General features: G+C 69.4%; 19 protein-coding genes and 1 pseudogene. 19 read left to right on the top strand and 1 reads right to left on the bottom strand.

Translation table 11 applies throughout. The annotated features are described in order from the left end of the window. The first annotated feature begins 60 nt into the window (after positions 1-60). The 17 genes from VK923_06410 (at position 61) to VK923_06330 (ending at position 14769) form a co-directional block, all read left to right on the top strand. Positions 61-705, top strand: coding sequence for an L-threonylcarbamoyladenylate synthase (locus VK923_06410; protein ID HSJ44296.1), 645 nt, complete (start codon positions 61-63; stop codon positions 703-705). Positions 706-791: 86 nt separating this feature from the next. Further along, positions 792-2075 carry a serine hydroxymethyltransferase gene (gene glyA, locus VK923_06405; GenBank protein ID HSJ44295.1) on the top strand — a complete coding sequence of 428 codons (1284 nt, stop codon included), beginning with the start codon at positions 792-794 and terminating at the stop codon, positions 2073-2075. 160 nt (positions 2076-2235) lie between these two features. Next, a complete protein-coding gene (locus VK923_06400; GenBank protein ID HSJ44294.1) occupies positions 2236-2487 on the top strand; it encodes a hypothetical protein in 252 nt (83 codons plus the stop codon). Beyond that, positions 2480-2938 (top strand): AtpZ/AtpI family protein, encoded by a 459-nt coding sequence (locus tag VK923_06395; protein ID HSJ44293.1) that lies wholly within the window; start codon positions 2480-2482, stop codon positions 2936-2938. Before VK923_06400 ends, VK923_06395 begins: the two co-directional genes overlap by 8 nt. After that, positions 2931-3476, top strand: a complete 546-nt coding sequence (locus tag VK923_06390) for a hypothetical protein (GenBank protein HSJ44292.1) — start codon at positions 2931-2933, stop codon at positions 3474-3476. The genes VK923_06395 and VK923_06390 overlap by 8 nt, the downstream gene beginning before the upstream one ends. Then, on the top strand, positions 3473-4270 hold the full coding sequence (atpB, locus tag VK923_06385; GenBank protein HSJ44291.1) for a F0F1 ATP synthase subunit A: 798 nt from the start codon (positions 3473-3475) through the stop codon (positions 4268-4270). The genes VK923_06390 and atpB overlap by 4 nt, the downstream gene beginning before the upstream one ends. 67 nt (positions 4271-4337) lie before the next feature. After that, positions 4338-4541, top strand: coding sequence for an ATP synthase F0 subunit C (gene atpE, locus VK923_06380; GenBank protein ID HSJ44290.1), 204 nt, complete (start codon positions 4338-4340; stop codon positions 4539-4541). Positions 4542-4614: 73 nt separating this feature from the next. Continuing rightward, positions 4615-5166: a F0F1 ATP synthase subunit B gene (gene atpF / locus VK923_06375; protein ID HSJ44289.1), complete on the top strand. Its 552-nt coding sequence runs from the start codon at positions 4615-4617 to the stop codon at positions 5164-5166. A gap of 57 nt (positions 5167-5223) precedes the next feature. Further along, positions 5224-5766 carry an ATP synthase F1 subunit delta gene (gene atpH / locus VK923_06370; GenBank protein ID HSJ44288.1) on the top strand — a complete coding sequence of 181 codons (543 nt, stop codon included), beginning with the start codon at positions 5224-5226 and terminating at the stop codon, positions 5764-5766. A 24-nt stretch (positions 5767-5790) separates the two neighbouring features. Further along, positions 5791-7626 (top strand): F0F1 ATP synthase subunit alpha, encoded by a 1836-nt coding sequence (gene atpA, locus VK923_06365; protein ID HSJ44287.1) that lies wholly within the window; start codon positions 5791-5793, stop codon positions 7624-7626. A 6-nt stretch (positions 7627-7632) separates the two neighbouring features. After that, on the top strand, positions 7633-8517 hold the full coding sequence (locus VK923_06360; protein HSJ44286.1) for a F0F1 ATP synthase subunit gamma: 885 nt from the start codon (positions 7633-7635) through the stop codon (positions 8515-8517). 19 nt (positions 8518-8536) lie between these two features. After that, the gene (gene atpD, locus VK923_06355) at positions 8537-9970 is read left to right on the top strand and encodes a F0F1 ATP synthase subunit beta (protein ID HSJ44285.1); all 1434 of its coding nucleotides are present in this window, start codon (positions 8537-8539) and stop codon (positions 9968-9970) included. 46 nt (positions 9971-10016) lie between these two features. Beyond that, positions 10017-10412, top strand: coding sequence for a F0F1 ATP synthase subunit epsilon (locus VK923_06350; protein HSJ44284.1), 396 nt, complete (start codon positions 10017-10019; stop codon positions 10410-10412). 230 nt (positions 10413-10642) lie between these two features. After that, positions 10643-11914: a UDP-N-acetylglucosamine 1-carboxyvinyltransferase gene (gene murA / locus VK923_06345; protein HSJ44283.1), complete on the top strand. Its 1272-nt coding sequence runs from the start codon at positions 10643-10645 to the stop codon at positions 11912-11914. A 92-nt stretch (positions 11915-12006) separates the two neighbouring features. Further along, positions 12007-12705, top strand: a complete 699-nt coding sequence (locus VK923_06340) for a type II CAAX endopeptidase family protein (GenBank protein ID HSJ44282.1) — start codon at positions 12007-12009, stop codon at positions 12703-12705. A gap of 257 nt (positions 12706-12962) precedes the next feature. Beyond that, complete coding sequence (locus VK923_06335) at positions 12963-13790, top strand: response regulator transcription factor (GenBank protein HSJ44281.1); 828 nt, start codon at positions 12963-12965, stop codon at positions 13788-13790. A gap of 82 nt (positions 13791-13872) precedes the next feature. Continuing rightward, positions 13873-14769: a tyrosine-type recombinase/integrase gene (locus VK923_06330; protein ID HSJ44280.1), complete on the top strand. Its 897-nt coding sequence runs from the start codon at positions 13873-13875 to the stop codon at positions 14767-14769. A 171-nt stretch (positions 14770-14940) separates the two neighbouring features. Here VK923_06330 and VK923_06325 read toward each other — a convergent pair. Continuing rightward, positions 14941-15414, bottom strand: a pseudogene (locus tag VK923_06325) (transposase). 147 nt (positions 15415-15561) lie between these two features. Here VK923_06325 and VK923_06320 point away from each other — a divergent pair. Together VK923_06320 and VK923_06315 are read left to right on the top strand one after the other, a co-directional pair. After that, the gene (locus VK923_06320) at positions 15562-16119 is read left to right on the top strand and encodes a transposase (GenBank protein ID HSJ44279.1); all 558 of its coding nucleotides are present in this window, start codon (positions 15562-15564) and stop codon (positions 16117-16119) included. Between the two features lie 26 nt (positions 16120-16145). Beyond that, complete coding sequence (locus VK923_06315) at positions 16146-16673, top strand: transposase (GenBank protein HSJ44278.1); 528 nt, start codon at positions 16146-16148, stop codon at positions 16671-16673. Positions 16674-16962: the final 289 nt, after the last annotated feature.

Raw genomic sequence — 16962 nt, 5'->3', positions numbered from 1 at the left:
CTCGTGATGCACCCGACGTGGGTGGTCCAGCGGCGGAGCCGCATGTGCGAAGCTGGAGGCGTGCGGACCGTGTCGACGAGCGAGGACCGTGACGCCGCCGTGAGCGCGGCGGTCGATGCGCTGCGGGAGCCGGCCCTGGTGGTCATGCCGACCGACACCGTGTACGGCGTGCTCGCGGACGCCTTCGATCCACGCGCCACGGCGGCGCTGCGTGGGGCGAAGGGCCTGGCTCCCACCGCACCGCTGACCGTCCTGATCCGCAACCCGCGGCAGGTCGCGGGACTTGCCAGCGACGTGCCCGAGGCCGCGGACCGGCTGATGGCGTCGTACTGGCCCGGACCGCTGACGCTCGTGCTGCCGGTCACCGACGGGCTCGCGTGGGACATCGGCACCCCGTCGGTGGTCGCGGTGCGGATGCCGGCCGAGGACCTGGTGCTCGACGTCGTGGCCGAGGTCGGGCCGGTGGTCTGCTCGGTCGCCGCGCGCCCCGCCGATCCGCTGCCCGGCACCGTCGACGCCGCACGGGACGCACTCGGCGACGGGGTCGCGCTGTACGTCGACGACGGCCCGCGGTCCGGCGGGGTGTCGACGATCGTGGACCTCACGCGCGACCATGCGGTCGTGCTGCGCGAAGGGGGGGTGCCCGCCGACGACGTCGAGCTCGTCGCGGCGGGTCGCGTGGCCTGGGGGGCCACGCCGGACTGATCGGCGGCCGCCTGGTCATGCTGCGCGGCAGGCCGCTATCGTTCGAACCTGCACGCCTACCCACCCACCCGAGAGAGAGCAGCGCCATGACCGACGCCGACGCCCGGCGCCACTGGGGCCCCGACTACGACGTGCTGCGGCGCACCGACCCCGAGATCGCCGCAGCCATCTCCGATGAGATAACCCGCAAGCAGGAGAGCCTGCAGCTCATCGCGAGCGAGAACTTCACGTCGCCGTCTGTGCTGGCCGCGCAGGGCAGCGTGATGACAGACAAGTACGCCGAGGGCTACCCGGGTCGCCGCTACTACGGAGGGTGCGAGTTCGTCGACGTGGCGGAGCGGCTGGCCATCCAGCGCGCGAAGGACATCTTCGGCGCCGAGCACGCCAACGTGCAGCCCCACTCGGGTGCCCAGGCCAACATGGCGGCCTACTACGCGCTCGGCGTCGCCCAGGGCGATCCCGTGCTCGCCATGTCCCTGGCGCACGGCGGCCACCTGACCCACGGGTCGCCGGTCAACTTCAGCGGCAAGTGGTTCGACATCGCCGGATACGGGGTGCGCAAGGACGACGAGTTGATCGACATGGACGACGTGCGCGACCTGGCTCGCGAGCACCGTCCCAAGGTCATCGTCGCCGGCTACACCGCGTACCCGCGCCACGTCGACTTCGCGGAGTTCCGGGAGATCGCCGACGAGGTCGATGCGCGCCTGCTCGTCGATGCCGCCCACATCGCCGGCCTGATCGCCGGTGGTGCGCATCCGTCACCGGTCCGGTACGCCCACGCCGTCACCTTCACGACGCACAAGACGATGAGGGGTCCGCGCGGGGGCACGATCCTGACGACCGAAGCCCACGCGAAGGCCGTCGACAAGGCGGTCTTCCCGCTGCTCCAGGGCGGTCCGCAGATGCATGCGATCGCTGGGAAGGCGGTGGCGTTCCGCGAGGCGCAGCAGCCCGACTACGTCGACTACGTGCACGCCGTCGTCGCCAACGCCGCAGCGCTGTCCGACGCGCTGGCCGACGAGGGCCTGCGCATCGTCTCGGGCGGCACGGACATCCACTACCTCCTGGCCGACGTGACACCACTCGGCCTGACCGGCGCCGAGGCCGAGGAGCGATGCGAGGCGGCCGGCATCGCGCTCAACAAGAACGCCATCCCCTACGACCAGCACCCGCCGATGGTCGCGAGCGGCATCAGAGTCGGCACGCCGTCGGTCACGACGCAGGGGATGGACACCGACGACATGCGGACCGTGGGGTCGCTGATCGCGCGTGCGCTGCGGGGCGACGACGCCTCGACGATCCGCGAGCAGGTCCGCGAGCTGGCGGTGGCCCACCCGATCTACGGGCTGCGGGCGGGCGACGTGTAACACGGATCTCGCATGCCTGCGGCCTTGTGCTCTCATTCACAAGGTGGTAGGTTGCGTGGCGCACGACGTACGACCACCGACGAGTTCCGAGCCGTACGTGACCGCAGCCAGCGGACCCGGTGTGAGACGACCGCGTTCCGCGCACGGCAGGTCGCCGGACATGACGACTGACGAGGGTGCCATGTCGACGACACAGACCAACGACCGTGGTCTGGACGTGATGGTCGTGATCGCCATCCAGGTCGTCGTCGCGGTCGCGGTGTGGGGCCTGGCCGGCCTGCTGGTCGACGTCGTCGCCGGCACGGGACCCTGGTTCCAGTTCAGCGGCATCGTGCTGGGCACGATGATCGCGCTGGCCCTGGTCCAGCGGCACGCGACGCCGGTCGAGGCGCAGGAGCCGTCACATGGGTGAGCATCGGCCCTCGGAGGGACCCGCGTCCGGGTCCGATCCGGGCACGCCGCGCTACGCCGATCGGGGCGACGGCTGGACGCTGGCGATGGAGCTGCTGACGGCCACCTTCCTGTGGGGTGGCATCGGCTGGCTGGTCGACCGGTGGCTCGACACGGCGCCGGTGCTGATGGTGCTCGGCTTCGTGCTGGGTAACGCCCTGGGCGTGTACCTGATCTGGGTGCGCTCGCAGGACCGATTCACGCGGGAGCACACGGAGCTGATGGCCCGCCGCGCGCGCGCACGGACCGGGCCGGGCGCCGCATCCTCGGCATCCGGTGCAGCGCCGGAGCCCGGACCGCCCGTCGACGTGGTCGCGTCCGACGGCGCGCTACCATTGCCGGCGGCCCAGGACGCCGCGGTGGACGACGACGAGACCGTGACGCCAACCTACGACGGGGATCGCCGTGACTGACCGCGGGCCGTCCGCGGTCGGGCCCGTGCGCCCCGACGAGCCCATCGAATGGCGTGTCGCGCTGCGTGGGGTGGCGCTCACGCTCGCACTCGGGCTGGTCTTCGTCGCCGGTGCGGGCGCGTGGCTGGGTGCTCCCGGGCTCGCGGGTGCGGGGCTGGCGGTCGCGGTCGTCGCCGGCATGCAGGCGCTGCTCGGCGGGCTGCTGTCGTTGGCCGCGCCGTTCGGGCCATCGGCGCTGCTGGGCGCGGCCCTCGGCGGCTACGTGCTGAAGCTGTGCATCTACGCGTTGCTGATGGTCCTGCTCGGCGATGCCGAGGGCATCCACGGTCCAAGCCTGGCCGTCACAGCCGCTATCCTGCTGGTGGTGGCGCTGGCGTGGCAGACCCGTCTGGTCATGCGCGACGCGCGGTTGTTCTGGGTGGCCGATCCCGTCACCAGTGGCACCGCCGAGCCTGACGACCGTGTGGTATACACCAGCGGTCGGGCATCTCCCAGTCGCTCTACGGATCCGCGGAGCACCGAAAGGACGTCTGCGTGACGACGCTGCTTGCTGCCGTCGAATACGGCGGGAAATGGGAAGTGCCGCCGGTCGAGGAGCTGTTCGTCTTCGAGCCCTTCGCGCTGGAGAACACCACGCTGTTCGCGTTCAACCGGGTGGCACTGCTGGTCCTGACCGCGTCGATCATCGCCATCGGGATCCTGTGGATCGGTCTGGGCAACCCCAAGCTCGTGCCGGGCAAGTTCCAGACCGCATGCGAGGCGATCGTCGAGTTCATCCGCGAGCAGATCGCGATTCAGGTCATCGGTGCCGACGGCGTGCGATATGTGCCGCTGCTGTTGTCGATCTTCATGTTCGTGTGGATCAACAACCTGTTCGAGATCATCCCCTTGATCAACTTTCCGCCCACCTCGAAGATCGCGATCCCGATGTTCCTCGCGATCATGGTCTGGATCCTCTACATCTACCTGGGCATCAAGACACAGGGTGCGGGCCGCTACTTCATGGAGTCGATCTTCCCCCCCGCGGCCCCCAAGGCCCTCTGGCCGCTGATCGGCCCGATCGAGTTCGTCTCGAACTTCATCACCCGACCGGTGACGCTGACCGTGCGGTTGTTCGCGAACATGATGGCGGGCCACATCCTGCTGACGCTGCTGTTCATCACCGCGCACGCGTTCCTCGTCTTCGGACGGGGGCTGCCGGTCGGTATCGTCGGTCTGGTCGCGTCGCCCGTCATGATCGGGTTCGAGTTCGTGGTCGGCCTGTTGCAGGCCTACATCTTCACCATCCTCACCGCCGTCTACATCGGATCGTCGTTGCATCCGGAACACTAGGCGCCGGTGAGTAGGTCAGTGTCCGAATGGCGCCGGAGGCGTCGACGTACCGCAAGGAGACAGAGACATGGAATCGATAGGTGCAGGTCTGGTGTTCGGGCTCGGGGCGATCGGTCCCGGCATCGGCCTTGGCTACCTGATCGGCAAGGCGATCGAGGCCATGGCCCGGCAGCCGGAGGCCGCCGGCATGGTCCGCACCACGATGTTCCTGGGCATCGCCTTCGTCGAGGCGCTCGCCTTGTTCGGCTTCGTGCTGAGCTTCATCGTCTGAGCGACGCCCCCGGCCATACGGCGTGGTGCGCACCCAAGGGTGGGCGCCGCGGAGAGATGAGTAGGAGACGTAGATGGACGCGGTGACGTCACTGGTCGTGCTTGCGACCGAGGAAGGCGGCGGTGGTGCGCTGCAGGTCGTGCTGCCCGAGCCGGCCGAGTTGGTCTGGGGCCTCATCGGCTTCGCCGCTCTCATGGCCTTCGTGTTCTGGAAGGTCTGGCCAACGGTCAACCAGATGCTCGAGGAACGCCAGCAGGCCATCCAGGGCAGGCTCGAGCAGGCGGAGCAGATCCGCACGGAGGCCGAGGAACTGCGCCGGAGCTACCAGGATCGGCTGAGGGACGCGCGCGACAAGGCCGACGAGCTCATCGAACAGGCTCGAGCCGACGCTGAGCAGGTGCGCGAGCAGAAGGTCGCCGAGGCCGAGGAGGAAGCGCAGGCGATCCGTCAGCGCGCCCGCGAGGACGCCGAGGCAGAACGCTCCCGCATCGTCCAGCAGCTGCGCAGCGAGGTCGCCGCGCTGTCGATCGACCTCGCCGGCGCGATCGTGCACCGCGAGCTCGACGTGGACCAGCACCGCTCGCTGGTCGATGACTACATCGACCAGCTGTCGAGCATGAACTAGCCCGCAGCGCGACCTCACGTAGCGACAGCGGCAGGTCAGATGACCCGAGGAGTACCGATGGTGAAGTCGACCGAGCTGGTCGATACGTACGCGCAGGGCCTGCTGGCCATGGCCGAGGCCGAGGGTGTCACCGATCGCGTCACCGACGAGCTGCATCGCTTCGGCCGCGCGCTCGAGGGCAACGGCGACCTGCGCGAGGCGCTCGGCGACCGGCAGCTGCCGGTCGAGCGGCGCCTTGGCGTGGTCGACGAGCTGCTCGAGGGCAAGGCTCATCCCCAGACGACGGCCGCGGTCGCGCACGTGATCCAGTCGGGACGGGGCCGGCTGCTGGTCGACATCATCGACGCGTTCAACCGCGCCGCCGCCGCGCGACGTGACCGGGCCGTGGCCGAGGTGCGGACCGCGGTCGACCTCACCGAGGACCAGCGCGCGCGACTGCGCGAGGCGCTCGCCAAGGCGACGGGACGAGACGTCGAGCTGCAGATCGTGATCGACGAGGACGTGGTGGGCGGCGTACTCGCGACGATCGGCGACACGGTGATCGACGGCACGGTGTCGCGCCAGCTGTCGCGCATGCGCTCCAGGCTCGCCGGCGCGTAGGCCACCGGACGAATGGGAACCGAGATGACGGATCTGTCGATCTCCACCGACGACATCACACGGGCGCTGCGCTCGCAGATCAGTGACTTCTCGACGTCGCTGCAGCGGGAGCAGGTCGGGTATGTGACCGAGTCCGGTGACGGCATCGCCCGGGTCGCCGGCCTGCCGAGCGCAATGGCCAACGAGCTGCTCGAGCTGGGCACCGACCACGAGGGCCAGGCGCTGTACGGCATCGCCCTGAACCTCGAGGAGGACTCGATCGGGGTCGTGATCCTCGGTGACGGCTCGGTCGTCGAGGAGGGCCAGGAGGTCAAGGCCACCGGCGACGTGCTGAGCGTGCCGGTCGGTGACGCCTACCTCGGCCGCGTCGTGGACCCACTGGGCCGCCCGATCGACGGCAAGGGTCCGCTCGACCCCGACAAGCTCGACGGCCGGCGTGGCCTCGAGGTCCAGGCCCCGAGCGTGGTCGAGCGGCAGCCGGTCAAGGAACCGTTGCAGACCGGCATCAAGGCCATCGACGCGATGATCCCGATCGGCCGCGGCCAGCGCGAGCTGATCATCGGCGACCGCCAGGTCGGCAAGACCGCCGTCGCGATCGACACCATCATCAACCAGCGTGGGCTGTGGGGCAGCGACCGCCAGGTCAAGTGCATCTACGTCGCCATCGGTCAGAAGGGCTCAACGGTCGCCGAGATCGTCGCGCGGCTCGAGGCCAACGGGGCACTCGACTACACGACCATCGTCAACGCCTCCGCCTCGTCGGCCGCGCCCTTCCAGTACATCGCGCCCTACGCGGGGTGTGCCATCGGTTCCTATTGGATGTACAACGGCGAGCACGCGCTCATCGTCTACGACGACCTGTCCAAGCAGGCCGATGCCTACCGCCAGCTGTCACTGCTGCTGCGCCGCCCCCCCGGCCGCGAGGCGTACCCCGGGGACGTGTTCTACCTCCACTCGCGCCTGCTGGAGCGCTCGGCGAAGCTGTCGGACGACCTGGGCGGGGGATCGTTGACGGGCCTTCCCATCATCGAGACGAAGGGCGGCGACGTCTCCGCCTTCATCCCGACCAACGTCATCTCGATCACCGACGGACAGATCTACCTCGAGACCGACCTGTTCTTCCAGGGTGTGCGGCCGGCGATCAACGCCGGCATCTCGGTGTCTCGGGTCGGGGGAGACGCGCAGATCAAGGCGATGAAGGAGGTGTCGGGCACGATGCGCCTCGACCTGGCGCAGTACCGCGACCTGGAGGCATTCGCGTCGTTCGGCTCCGAGCTCGACCAGGCATCGCAGAACCAGCTGGACCGAGGCGAGCGCACCGTGGAGGTGCTCAAGCAGCCCCAGTACGCGCCAGTGCCCGTCGAGGAGCAGGTCATCGTGGTCTGGGCCGTCACCAACGGCCGTCTCGACGACGTCCCCGTCGAGGACGTGCAGGCGTTCAACGAGCGCCTGCGCGAGCACGTCCGCAGCCGGCACGCGGACCTGCTGGAGCATCTGGGGACCGAGGGGACCCTCGGCGACGACGTGGCGGAGCAGATCGCCGACGCCGTCGACGGCTTCAAGCGCTCGTTCTCGTCCGACGATGACGAGGACCTCGACATCGACCACGGCGCCGACGAGGACCTCGCTGAGCTTGGTGACGACGTCGAGCGCGCGCACGGCGAGGCGCAGGACGACCCCGCGACCGGCACCTCCGACGCGGAGGTCGGCCGTGGCGAGGATGACGACGACGTCGTCGACGAGGAGGAGGAGGCGACCGACGCGTTCGAATACGACGACGCGACGGGGGAGGCCGGGGACACCTCGGACGATGACGCGACCGACGAGATCACCGCCGACGGTGACGACGACAACAGGTAGGCACGCGTGCCAGGCACCGCCGAACTCCGGTTACTGCGGCGACGGATCCGCAGCGTCGAGAACACTCAGAAGATCACCAGGGCGATGGAGCTCATCGCAGCCAGCCGGATCGCGCGTGCCCGGCAGGCTGTCGAGCAGGCACGGCCGTACGCCGAGGGCATCACGCAGGTGATCCGCGATCTGGCGACCGTCGCCGACCTGAGTGACCACCCGCTCCTCAAGCGTCGCGACACCGTCGAGACGGTCGGCGTGATCGTCATCACCTCGGACCGTGGGCTGGCGGGCGCCTACAACTCCAACGTGCTGCGCCGGGCGGAGCGCCTGATGCGCGAGCTGCGGTCCGATGGCCGGCAGGTGGCGCTGTACCAGGTTGGTCGCAAGGGCGAGAGCTACTTCCGGTACCGCGACGAGTCGTTCGCCGACTTCTGGTTCGGGGTGACCGACAAGCCGTCCTACGACGCCGCCCTGGGCATCGGTGAACGGGTCATGGCCGACTACCGGGAGGAGTCAATCGACGAGGTGCGCCTGGTCTACACCGACTTCCGGTCGAGTCTGACGCAGGTGCCCACAGCCGTCCGGCTGCTGCCGATCGAGTCCGGGCAGATCACCGGCGGGCAGGCGTACCCGCCGCAGTTCATGTTCGAGCCGGTGCCGGAGGACATCCTCGAGCGCCTGCTGCCTCGCTACGTCGAGCACCGGGTGTACGCGGGCCTGCTCGAGTCGGCGGCCAGCGAGCACGCCAGCCGCCAGCGCGCGATGAAGGCGGCCAGCGACAACGCAGAGGAGATCGTCGGGGACCTCACACGCGAGGCCAACCGGGCCCGCCAGGCGGCGATCACGACCGAGATCAACGAGATCGTCGGTGGGGCCGAGGCCCTCGCCGAGGGCTGAGTACGAAAAGGACACCGCAATGAGCGACACCGCGACGACGTCCGAGGGACGGATCCTCTCGGTCATCGGCCCTGTCATCGACGTGGAGTTCCCGACCCAAGCGATGCCCGACATCTACTACGCGCTGGAGTTCGAGCGCTCTCGTGACATCGGCGGGCAGACCAGCAACCTGACCGCCGAGGTCGCCCAGCACATCGGTGACCGGGTCGTACGCGCGATCGTCATGCAGCCGACGGATGGCGTGGTGCGTGGCACCAGGGTGCGCAACACCGGCGCGCCGATCTCGGTGCCCGTCGGTCCGGGCACACTCGGGCACGTCTACAACGTGCTCGGCATCCCGCTCGACGCCGACCCCGACGAGATCGAGGCGGCGACCCGCTGGCAGATCCACCGCGACCCGCCGCCGTTCGACGAGCTCGAGCCGCAGGCCAAGATGTTCAAGACGGGCATCAAGGTGATCGACCTGGTCGAGCCGTACGTGGAGGGTGGCAAGATCGGCATGTTCGGCGGCGCCGGCGTCGGCAAGACGGTCGTCATCCAGGAGATGATCAACCGCGTCGCCGAGGAGCACGGTGGCGTGAGCGTGTTTGCGGGCGTCGGCGAGCGCACGCGCGAGGGCAATGACCTCATGCTTGAGATGGAGGAAGCCGGCGTGCTGCCAAAGGTGGCGCTGGTCTTCGGCCAGATGGACGAGCCGCCGGGGGTCCGGCTTCGAGTCGCGCTGTCCGCGTTGACGATGGCGGAGTACTTCCGCGACGAGGAGCGTCAGGACGTCCTGCTGTTCATCGACAACATCTTCCGGTTCGTCCAGGCCGGGTCGGAGGTGTCGACGCTGCTCGGGCGCATGCCGTCGGCGGTGGGTTACCAGCCCACGCTGGCCAACGAGATGGGCGCGCTGCAGGAGCGGATCACCTCCACCAAGGGCCGTTCGGTCACGTCGCTGCAGGCGGTCTACGTGCCGGCCGACGACATCACCGACCCGGCGCCGCACGCGACCTTCGCCCACCTCGACGCGCAGACGGTGCTGTCGCGTGGCATCTCGGAGCTGGGGATCTACCCGGCGGTGGACCCGTTGGACTCGACGTCCACGATCCTGCACGCCAACGTCGTCGGTGAGCGTCACTACCGGGTGGCGACCCGCGTGCAGGAGATCCTGCAGCGCTACAAGGACCTGCAGGACATCATCGCCATCCTGGGCATGGATGAGCTCGCAGAGGAGGACAAGGTCACCGTCCAGCGCGCGCGAAAGATCCAGCGCTTCTTCTCACAGCCGTTCTACGTGGCCGAGCAGTTCACCGGACTGGCGGGCATCACCGTGCCCATCGAGGAGACCGTCGAGTCGTTCGAGGCGCTGATCAGCGGCGAGGCCGACGATCTGCCGGAGCAGGCGTTCTTCAACGTGGGCAACCTCGATGACGCGCGCGCGAAGGCCAAGAAGCTGAAGGAGAGCTGACCCGTCGGGACCGAACGATCGGGCGCAGCGCGACCGGGGAGCTGTCATGGCTGAGATGCAGGTGCACGTCGTCAGCGCGACACGCGAGTTGTACAGGGGAGAGGCCAGCGCGGTGTATGCGCGCTCGACGGAGGGTGAGATCGGCATCCTGCCGGGGCACCAGCCCGTGCTGCTCGCATTGGAGATCTCGCCGGTGCGGGTGGAGCAGACCGACGGTGAGGTGATCACCTGGGCGGTGCACGCAGGCTTCCTGGAGTATCGGGAAGAAAAGCTGACCGTACTCGCGGACCACGCCGAAGGCCCCGGGGAGATCGACGTCGAGCGTGCGCGCGCGGCGCGGCACCGTGCCGAGCTGCACCTCGCGGATCCCGACTACGAGGGGGACGCCGCCGCCGAGCTGCGTCGGGCGCATATCCGCCTGGAGCTGGCCGGCGCGTCATAGGTGCGTGTCCCGCCGTGGCATGGACCGGTTCCGCCCGACTGCCGGCGGACGGCTTGGGCGGACCGGCTGCGCCGGGCGTGACTGCGTGGGGCCTGGTTCCACGCACGATTGGCGGACCGGCTGCGCCGGGCGAAACTGCGTGGGGCCTGGTTCCACGCACGACTGGCGGACCGGCTGCGCCGGGCGAAAATACGGGCTGAACCTCTACCGGTGAGTAAGCTTCGACCGTGATGGATGCATTCGTCGCACGCGGTGGCCATCGCCTGAAGGGCGAGGTCGTCGTCAGCGGCGCCAAGAACTCGGCGCTGAAGCTCCTGGCGGCCGCGCTGCTGGCCGAGGGCACCTCACGCATCCGCAACGTGCCCGACATCGCCGACGTGCACAACATGATCGCGATGCTCGAGCATCTGGGCATCGGCGTCAGCAGGCAGGACGACGACGACCTGGTCATCGACGTCCCCGCCGACGTCGGCCAGGAGACGTCGGCCGACCTGGCGGCCCGCCTGCGGGCGTCACTCGTCCTGCTGGGTCCGCTCGTGGCGCGCACCGGTCGCGCACGCCTGGCTCAGCCGGGCGGCTGCAACCTGGGCAACCGCAGCATCGACATGCACCTGTCCGGGCTCGCCGGCATGGGGGCGGACATCCAGCTGGGACCCGACTGGATCGAGGTCCGGGCCCAGCGTCTGCACGGAACCGACATCGACCTGGAGTTCGCGAGCGTCGGAGCGACCGAGAACCTGATGCTCGCGGCCGTGCTGGCCACCGGCACGACGACGATCCGCAACGCTGCGCGCGAACCCGAGATCGAGGATCTGGCGATCTTTCTGCAGAAGATGGGCGCGGACATCCTGGGAGCCGGCTCACCGGAGATCACCATCCACGGGATCGACGCTGTCCGTCCTGTCGACCACTGGGTCATCGGGGACAGGATCGAGGCGGGCACCTTTGCGGTGGCGGCCGCAGTCACCGACGGCGAGCTGATGATCCGCGGCGTGGACCCGGCGTTCCTCCAGCTACCGCTGGCCAAGCTGGTCGCCGCTGGTGTCGCTGTGCGTGAGCGGCCGGACGGCTTCATCGTCCGCGGGACCGGCGAGCTCGCGGCCACCGACGTCGCGACGCTGCCGTTCCCTGGCTGTCCCACGGACCTGCAGGCGCTGTTCGTGGTGCTGCTCTCGCAGGCCCAGGGAACATCGATGGTCACGGAGAACGTCTACGACGGTAGGTTCGGCATCGTGCCGCAGCTGCGGGCCATGGGGGCCGAGATCGAGGTCACCGGGCACCATGCGATCGTTCGTGGACCCCGGCGCCTGCGGGGCACGAACGTCGTGGCGACCGACCTGCGCGCCGGCGCGGCCCTGGTCATCGCGGGCCTCGTCGCGAAGGGCACGACGACCGTCGCCGAACCCCGCCACATCGACCGCGGCTACGCCCACTTCGCCGCGCGGTTGCGGACACTCGGCGCTGACGTCGAGCGCCTCGTCTCGCGGCCGCTGGCCGTCTGACACGTCTGGTGGTCACGAGGCCGGCGGCAGCGGGATCCGGTGGCCCAGGCCGGTCATCGGCGTGGGACGTGCCCTGGGCGGGCTGGCGCGCTGTGATCGACACGCTGGTGATCTACCTGGGCGCCCTGTTGAGTGCTGCGGTCACCGGCTCGCTCATCGTCCTGGTCACTGGTTCGTGGGACGGGCCGGGGGCCGGTCTCGTGGTGCTGTCGCCGGTCGCTCTCCTGGTCGTCGCGGTCCTGTGGCTGCGCAGCCGGTACGGTGCCTCCGCGCGTCGCGTCATCGGGCCGTCGCGGGTGCGCTGGACGGATGTCGGCGTCGGCATTGGGATGGGCATCGCCTGCTTCGTCGGAGGGCGCATCCTGCTCGTCGGCCTCATCGCGCTGCTGACCGGCCTCGGCCTGGACGTGCCGTCCGTGCAGGAAAGCTTCCGCGAGATCGCGCAGGACAGGGCCACGGCGCCGGCACTGGTGCTGACGGCCGTGCTGCTGGCTCCCGCCAGCGAGGAGCTGCTGTTCCGCGGGCTGCTCTTCCAGGGCGTGCGCGCGCGGACCGGCTTCTGGGGAGCGGCGCTGGCGTCGGCCGGTGTGTTCACCCTCGCCCACATCGGCGATGGCGGCGGTCCGCTGGCTGACCTGGTCATCGTCGCGGGCATCCTGCCGCTGGGCGTCGTGTTCGCGGCCGTGATGCAGTGGCGGGGCAGCCTGCTCGCGTGTGTCACGACCCATGCCGTGTACAACGCCGGAGGCGTCGCACTGCTCATCCTGACATCCGGCGCGACGCCGTCGTGAGCCCGTCCGATGCCGCCACGGGGAGCGATCCATCCCCCACATGGGGGATCTGCGCCTCAGAACCGCGCACGGCGCCGTCTTCGCCAATCTTGTCGAAGCGCTGCCCAGCTGTGACGGCAACAGTGGGGAACCACAGCGGGATCACTGCGGGCTGATGCGGCACCACCGCAGGTGACTACTTGCGGTGAGGATCTGACACCACGCCGAGATCCGAGACACACACACGAGCGGCGATGCGGGAAAGGCGGAACACCACCATGGCGGGACAGAGCGGAGCGGCCACGCAGCCGTCGCGGGCACAGCACGACAACCCGGCGTATGGCCCACGCGTGGTCAGCCACGGACGGTTCGCCGAGAAGGCGAGCGGTGACACGGCGGCGCGACCCAACCTGGGGCCCTCGCACGACCTGCACGCTGGCCATGCCGTGGTCTGGGACCGCGACCCGCGGACCGCGATGCGCATCGGCAACGCGCTGCGGCGCCAGGCGCACACCGTGCATGTGGTCAACGAGCCGGCTGCGCTGCACCGGTGCCTGCGCCACGACGAGCCCGACGTCGTGATCGTCGACCTCGACGAGATCGGCGCCATCCCGGCAGAGGTCTTCGGCGACGTCCCACCCCCGATCATCGGGTTCACGAACGCGTCGGACCCCCTCGTCCGGACCCGGTTTCTCGACCTCGGTGCCGACGATGTGGTGCCGGCGCCGCTGTCGATCCCAGAGCTGGAGGCGCGTGTGCGCGCGGTGCTGGCACGGACGCGATCCGCCGCTGAGCCCACGCCCGAGACGCTGACGTGCGGGACGCTCGAGCTGGACACCTCGACCTCGCGTGTCGGCGTGCGTGGTGAGTGGGTCGACCTGACGGCGCTCGAGTTGAAGCTGCTGTCGTTCCTCATGCAGCACCCGGCGCGGGCGTTCTCGCGCGCGGCCCTGCTGGAGAAGGTCTGGGGGTTCTCGCTCGGCGACACGTCGACGGTCTCGGTCCACATCCGCAGACTGCGCCTGAAGCTGGAGGCCGAGCCCGCGCGACCGGTGATGATCCGCACCGTGTGGGGTGTCGGTTACTACCTGGAACCACCCAAGTAGCGCATCTCGCGTCTGACCAGCGGTTTCACCGGTCACACCCACGATACTTGCATAGCATGCCGCACCCAGTCAAGATATCGGCATGCTCGACATTGAGGACCTGACGGCGCTGATGCACTCGTGGCTGATCCACCTCGCCGCGCAACACAAGTCGCCCGAGACCATCAAGTCCTACCGCAAGGGCGTCCGACAGTTCCTCGACTGGTCCCAACGCCACGGCGTGAAACCGGCGCTCGACACTGACACGGTGTCGGCATTCGTCGCCGACCTGCTCGACGACGGCAAGGCGCCGTCCACCGCGAGGCTGCGGCAGCTCGCGGTCCGCCGGTTCTCCGCGTGGCTCGCCGACGAGGACGAGATCGACCGGGACCTGCTGATCGGCGTCAAACCACCCAAGCTCGACGTCAAGGTCGTCGACGAACTCGACGAAGACGAGCTGCGCGCGCTGATCAAGGCGTGCTCCGGGAAGACGCTGGCGTGCAAACGCGACGAGGCGATCGTCAGGTTGATGTCGGAGACGGGCGCCCGTGCCGGTGAGATCGTCAACATGCACACCGGCGACGTCGACGTCATCCGCGGGCTGGCGGTCATCCGCCGCGGCAAGGGCGCCAAGGGCCGCCACATCCCGTTCGGACCCGCTACCGGCGCGGCGATCGACCGCTACCTCCGCGCGCGCCGTCGCCATCGGCACGCCGACGGTCCCAGGTTGTGGCTCGGCGAGCAGTCGCGAGGGTTCACCTACGACGCGCTGTACAAGTCGCTGAAGACCCGCGCCCGCGCCGCGGGCATCGACCGTTTCCACCCGCACCAGCTGCGGCACACGTGGGCGTCGCGGTGGCTGGCCGCGGGCGGCAGCGAGCAGGGCGCGATGGCCGTCGGCGGCTGGTCGCGTAGGGACATGCTCGACCGCTACACGCAGGCAACCACCGAGAAACGCGCGGCCGACGAAGCCCGCCGCCTCGGACTGGGGGACCTATGAGCATGTCCCACATCAACGACATGGTCCGGCCGATGCAGTGCACGCGCACAGGCTGCGGGGACGTCATCGCCGCGCTCGTCCGCGTCGACGGCGGCCTGTGGGTCGAACGGTTCGAACCGGACCTCGCGAGCATGTCCCGCTTCGTGTTGAAGTTCGGTGACGATCCGACCTCTACGCGACCTTGGCAGTATCGCAGACAGGCGCGTTGTCCTCGTTGATCCGCTGCGCGTGGCGGCGCAGCGCGGCGACGAGGACGGGCATGTCCTTGTGGCCCTTCAGGCGGCGGAAGCTGCGTTCGGCGTTGAGCATCCCCGCCGCGCACCAGCGCTTGATCATCTTGCCGTCACGCCAGTGCTTGACGTTACGCGTGGTGTCCCGCGCGACCGAGATCATCGACTCGATCGCGTTGGTCGACGACAACGTCCGCGCCAGCCGATCCGACACACCCAACCGGCGGACGGTGAACAGCTCGTCGAGGCCCTCGCGCAGCGACGCGGCCGCGTCCGGATGCTCGGCCTCGAGCTGGCGGGCCAACGCCCGCGCCGCGCGCAGCCCACGGTCGGGATCGGCGTCGTTGAACGCCTTGGCCAGCCGCCGATCCACGAACACTCGCCGGTGTTTGGGCAGGTGATCGGCGACGTTGCGGCTTAGCGACCGATGGGCTGTCGAACGCCAAGACCGAGGCGATCAATGGACTGATGAAGTCAGCATGGAACGGCCGACCTGTTCCGTTCGGGTCGTGGGTCACCCATGGTCGTGGGCGGAGCCACATCGGAGAGGGGGCCGGCCGTCATGAGCATTGTGACGCATCCCGGGGCGACGTTCGTGGGATTGGACGTGCACAAGAACTCGATCTCGGTGGGGGTGCTACGACCGGGAGAAGTCAGTCCGGACGTGGATCGGATCTTCCACGACGAACCCTCGATCCGGCGGCTCGTCGCGGGGTTCGCCGACCCGCAGTTGCTGCGGGTGTGCTACGAGGCGGGACCGACCGGGTACGGGCTGGCGCGGCTGCTGGCCGGCATGGGCGTGGCATGTCAGGTGATCGCGCCGGCGTTGATTCCCAAGGCGCCGGGGGACAGGGTCAAGACCGACCGTCGTGACTGCCGGCGGCTGGCTCGGCTGTACCGTGCGGGCGAGTTGACCGCCATTCGCATCCCGACCGAGCGCGAGGAAGCCGTCCGCGATCTGTGCCGCGCGCGGGCTGACATGGTTACCGACCGCCACCGTGCCCGCCGCCGGTTGCTCAGCTTCCTGCTACGCCACGGGCACAGTACCGGCAGGGCGCGGCGTGGACCGCCACGCATGAGCGGTGGCTGGCCAGTCTGCGGTTCGCCGACCCGGCGTTGACATCGCCGTTTCATCACTACCGTGCCGTGATCACCAGCCGTGATGCCGAGCTGCGCGCGCTCGAGGACGACCTGGCGCTGGTGGCATGCGAGGAACCGTTCGCTGAGCCGGTGCGGCGGCTGGCCGCCTACCGCGGCGTCGCCGAGCGTGGCGCGTTGACCTTGGCGACCGAGGTGTGTGACTGGCGGCGGTTCGCGCACGCGCCGGCGTTCATGGGGTTCACCGGGCTGGTGCCGTCGGAGTATTCCTCGGGCGCGCACAGCCGCCGCGGCAAGATCACCAGGACCGGGCCGGTGCACCTGCGCACCCAGCTGGTCGAGTCGGCGTGGGCCTACCAGCACCGGCCGATCGTCAGTCAGCGGCTGCGCGCCCGCCACGACCGCGTTGGCGAGGCCACGGTCGCGCGGTCGTGGAAGGCGCAGCTGCGGCTGTGCCGCCGGTTCAAGCGGCTCGCGGCCCGCAAGTCCAACATCGGGCTGGTGGCCGCCGCCGTCGCCCGCGAGCTCGCCGGGTTCTTGTGGGCCGAGATGACCGCCGATCCCGTCGCCATCTGACCAGCCATGCTTGGGCGTGACCGCGGTGATCGGCACGGTCGGCGCCCGTTCGATCAGCGGAGGCGCAACGAGGAACCGCCGATGCAGGACCGACCCCCCGCGACCTTCATGTCAGAACCACTGACCGACGCATCAAGTGCGGGGCACCTTCCTGCGGACAGCCGACATGCGGTTTCGACCCGCGGACATCAGAGTGGCGGTCCGCCGATCCACGACCCCTCGCTGCGCCTCCGCGTCACCTGCGCACGCGCACCCCCAGACGTCGATAGCGGACCGGATCGGGACGGCA

This window comes from Euzebyales bacterium (genome assembly GCA_035461305.1).
GTDB lineage: Bacteria > Actinomycetota > Nitriliruptoria > Euzebyales > JAHELV01 > JAHELV01.
This window is presented reverse-complemented; position numbering and strand designations above follow the sequence as displayed.

Coding starts and splice junctions, on each gene's coding strand:
- glyA (HSJ44295.1), top strand. CDS start 792: ATGACCGACGCCGACGCCCGGCGCCACTGGGGCCCCGACTACGACGTG.
- VK923_06400 (HSJ44294.1), top strand. CDS start 2,236: ATGACGACTGACGAGGGTGCCATGTCGACGACACAGACCAACGACCGT.
- VK923_06395 (HSJ44293.1), top strand. CDS start 2,480: ATGGGTGAGCATCGGCCCTCGGAGGGACCCGCGTCCGGGTCCGATCCG.
- atpE (HSJ44290.1), top strand. CDS start 4,338: ATGGAATCGATAGGTGCAGGTCTGGTGTTCGGGCTCGGGGCGATCGGT.
- atpF (HSJ44289.1), top strand. CDS start 4,615: ATGGACGCGGTGACGTCACTGGTCGTGCTTGCGACCGAGGAAGGCGGC.
- atpH (HSJ44288.1), top strand. CDS start 5,224: ATGGTGAAGTCGACCGAGCTGGTCGATACGTACGCGCAGGGCCTGCTG.
- atpA (HSJ44287.1), top strand. CDS start 5,791: ATGACGGATCTGTCGATCTCCACCGACGACATCACACGGGCGCTGCGC.
- atpD (HSJ44285.1), top strand. CDS start 8,537: ATGAGCGACACCGCGACGACGTCCGAGGGACGGATCCTCTCGGTCATC.
- VK923_06350 (HSJ44284.1), top strand. CDS start 10,017: ATGGCTGAGATGCAGGTGCACGTCGTCAGCGCGACACGCGAGTTGTAC.
- murA (HSJ44283.1), top strand. CDS start 10,643: ATGGATGCATTCGTCGCACGCGGTGGCCATCGCCTGAAGGGCGAGGTC.
- VK923_06335 (HSJ44281.1), top strand. CDS start 12,963: ATGGCGGGACAGAGCGGAGCGGCCACGCAGCCGTCGCGGGCACAGCAC.
- VK923_06330 (HSJ44280.1), top strand. CDS start 13,873: ATGCTCGACATTGAGGACCTGACGGCGCTGATGCACTCGTGGCTGATC.
- VK923_06320 (HSJ44279.1), top strand. CDS start 15,562: ATGAGCATTGTGACGCATCCCGGGGCGACGTTCGTGGGATTGGACGTG.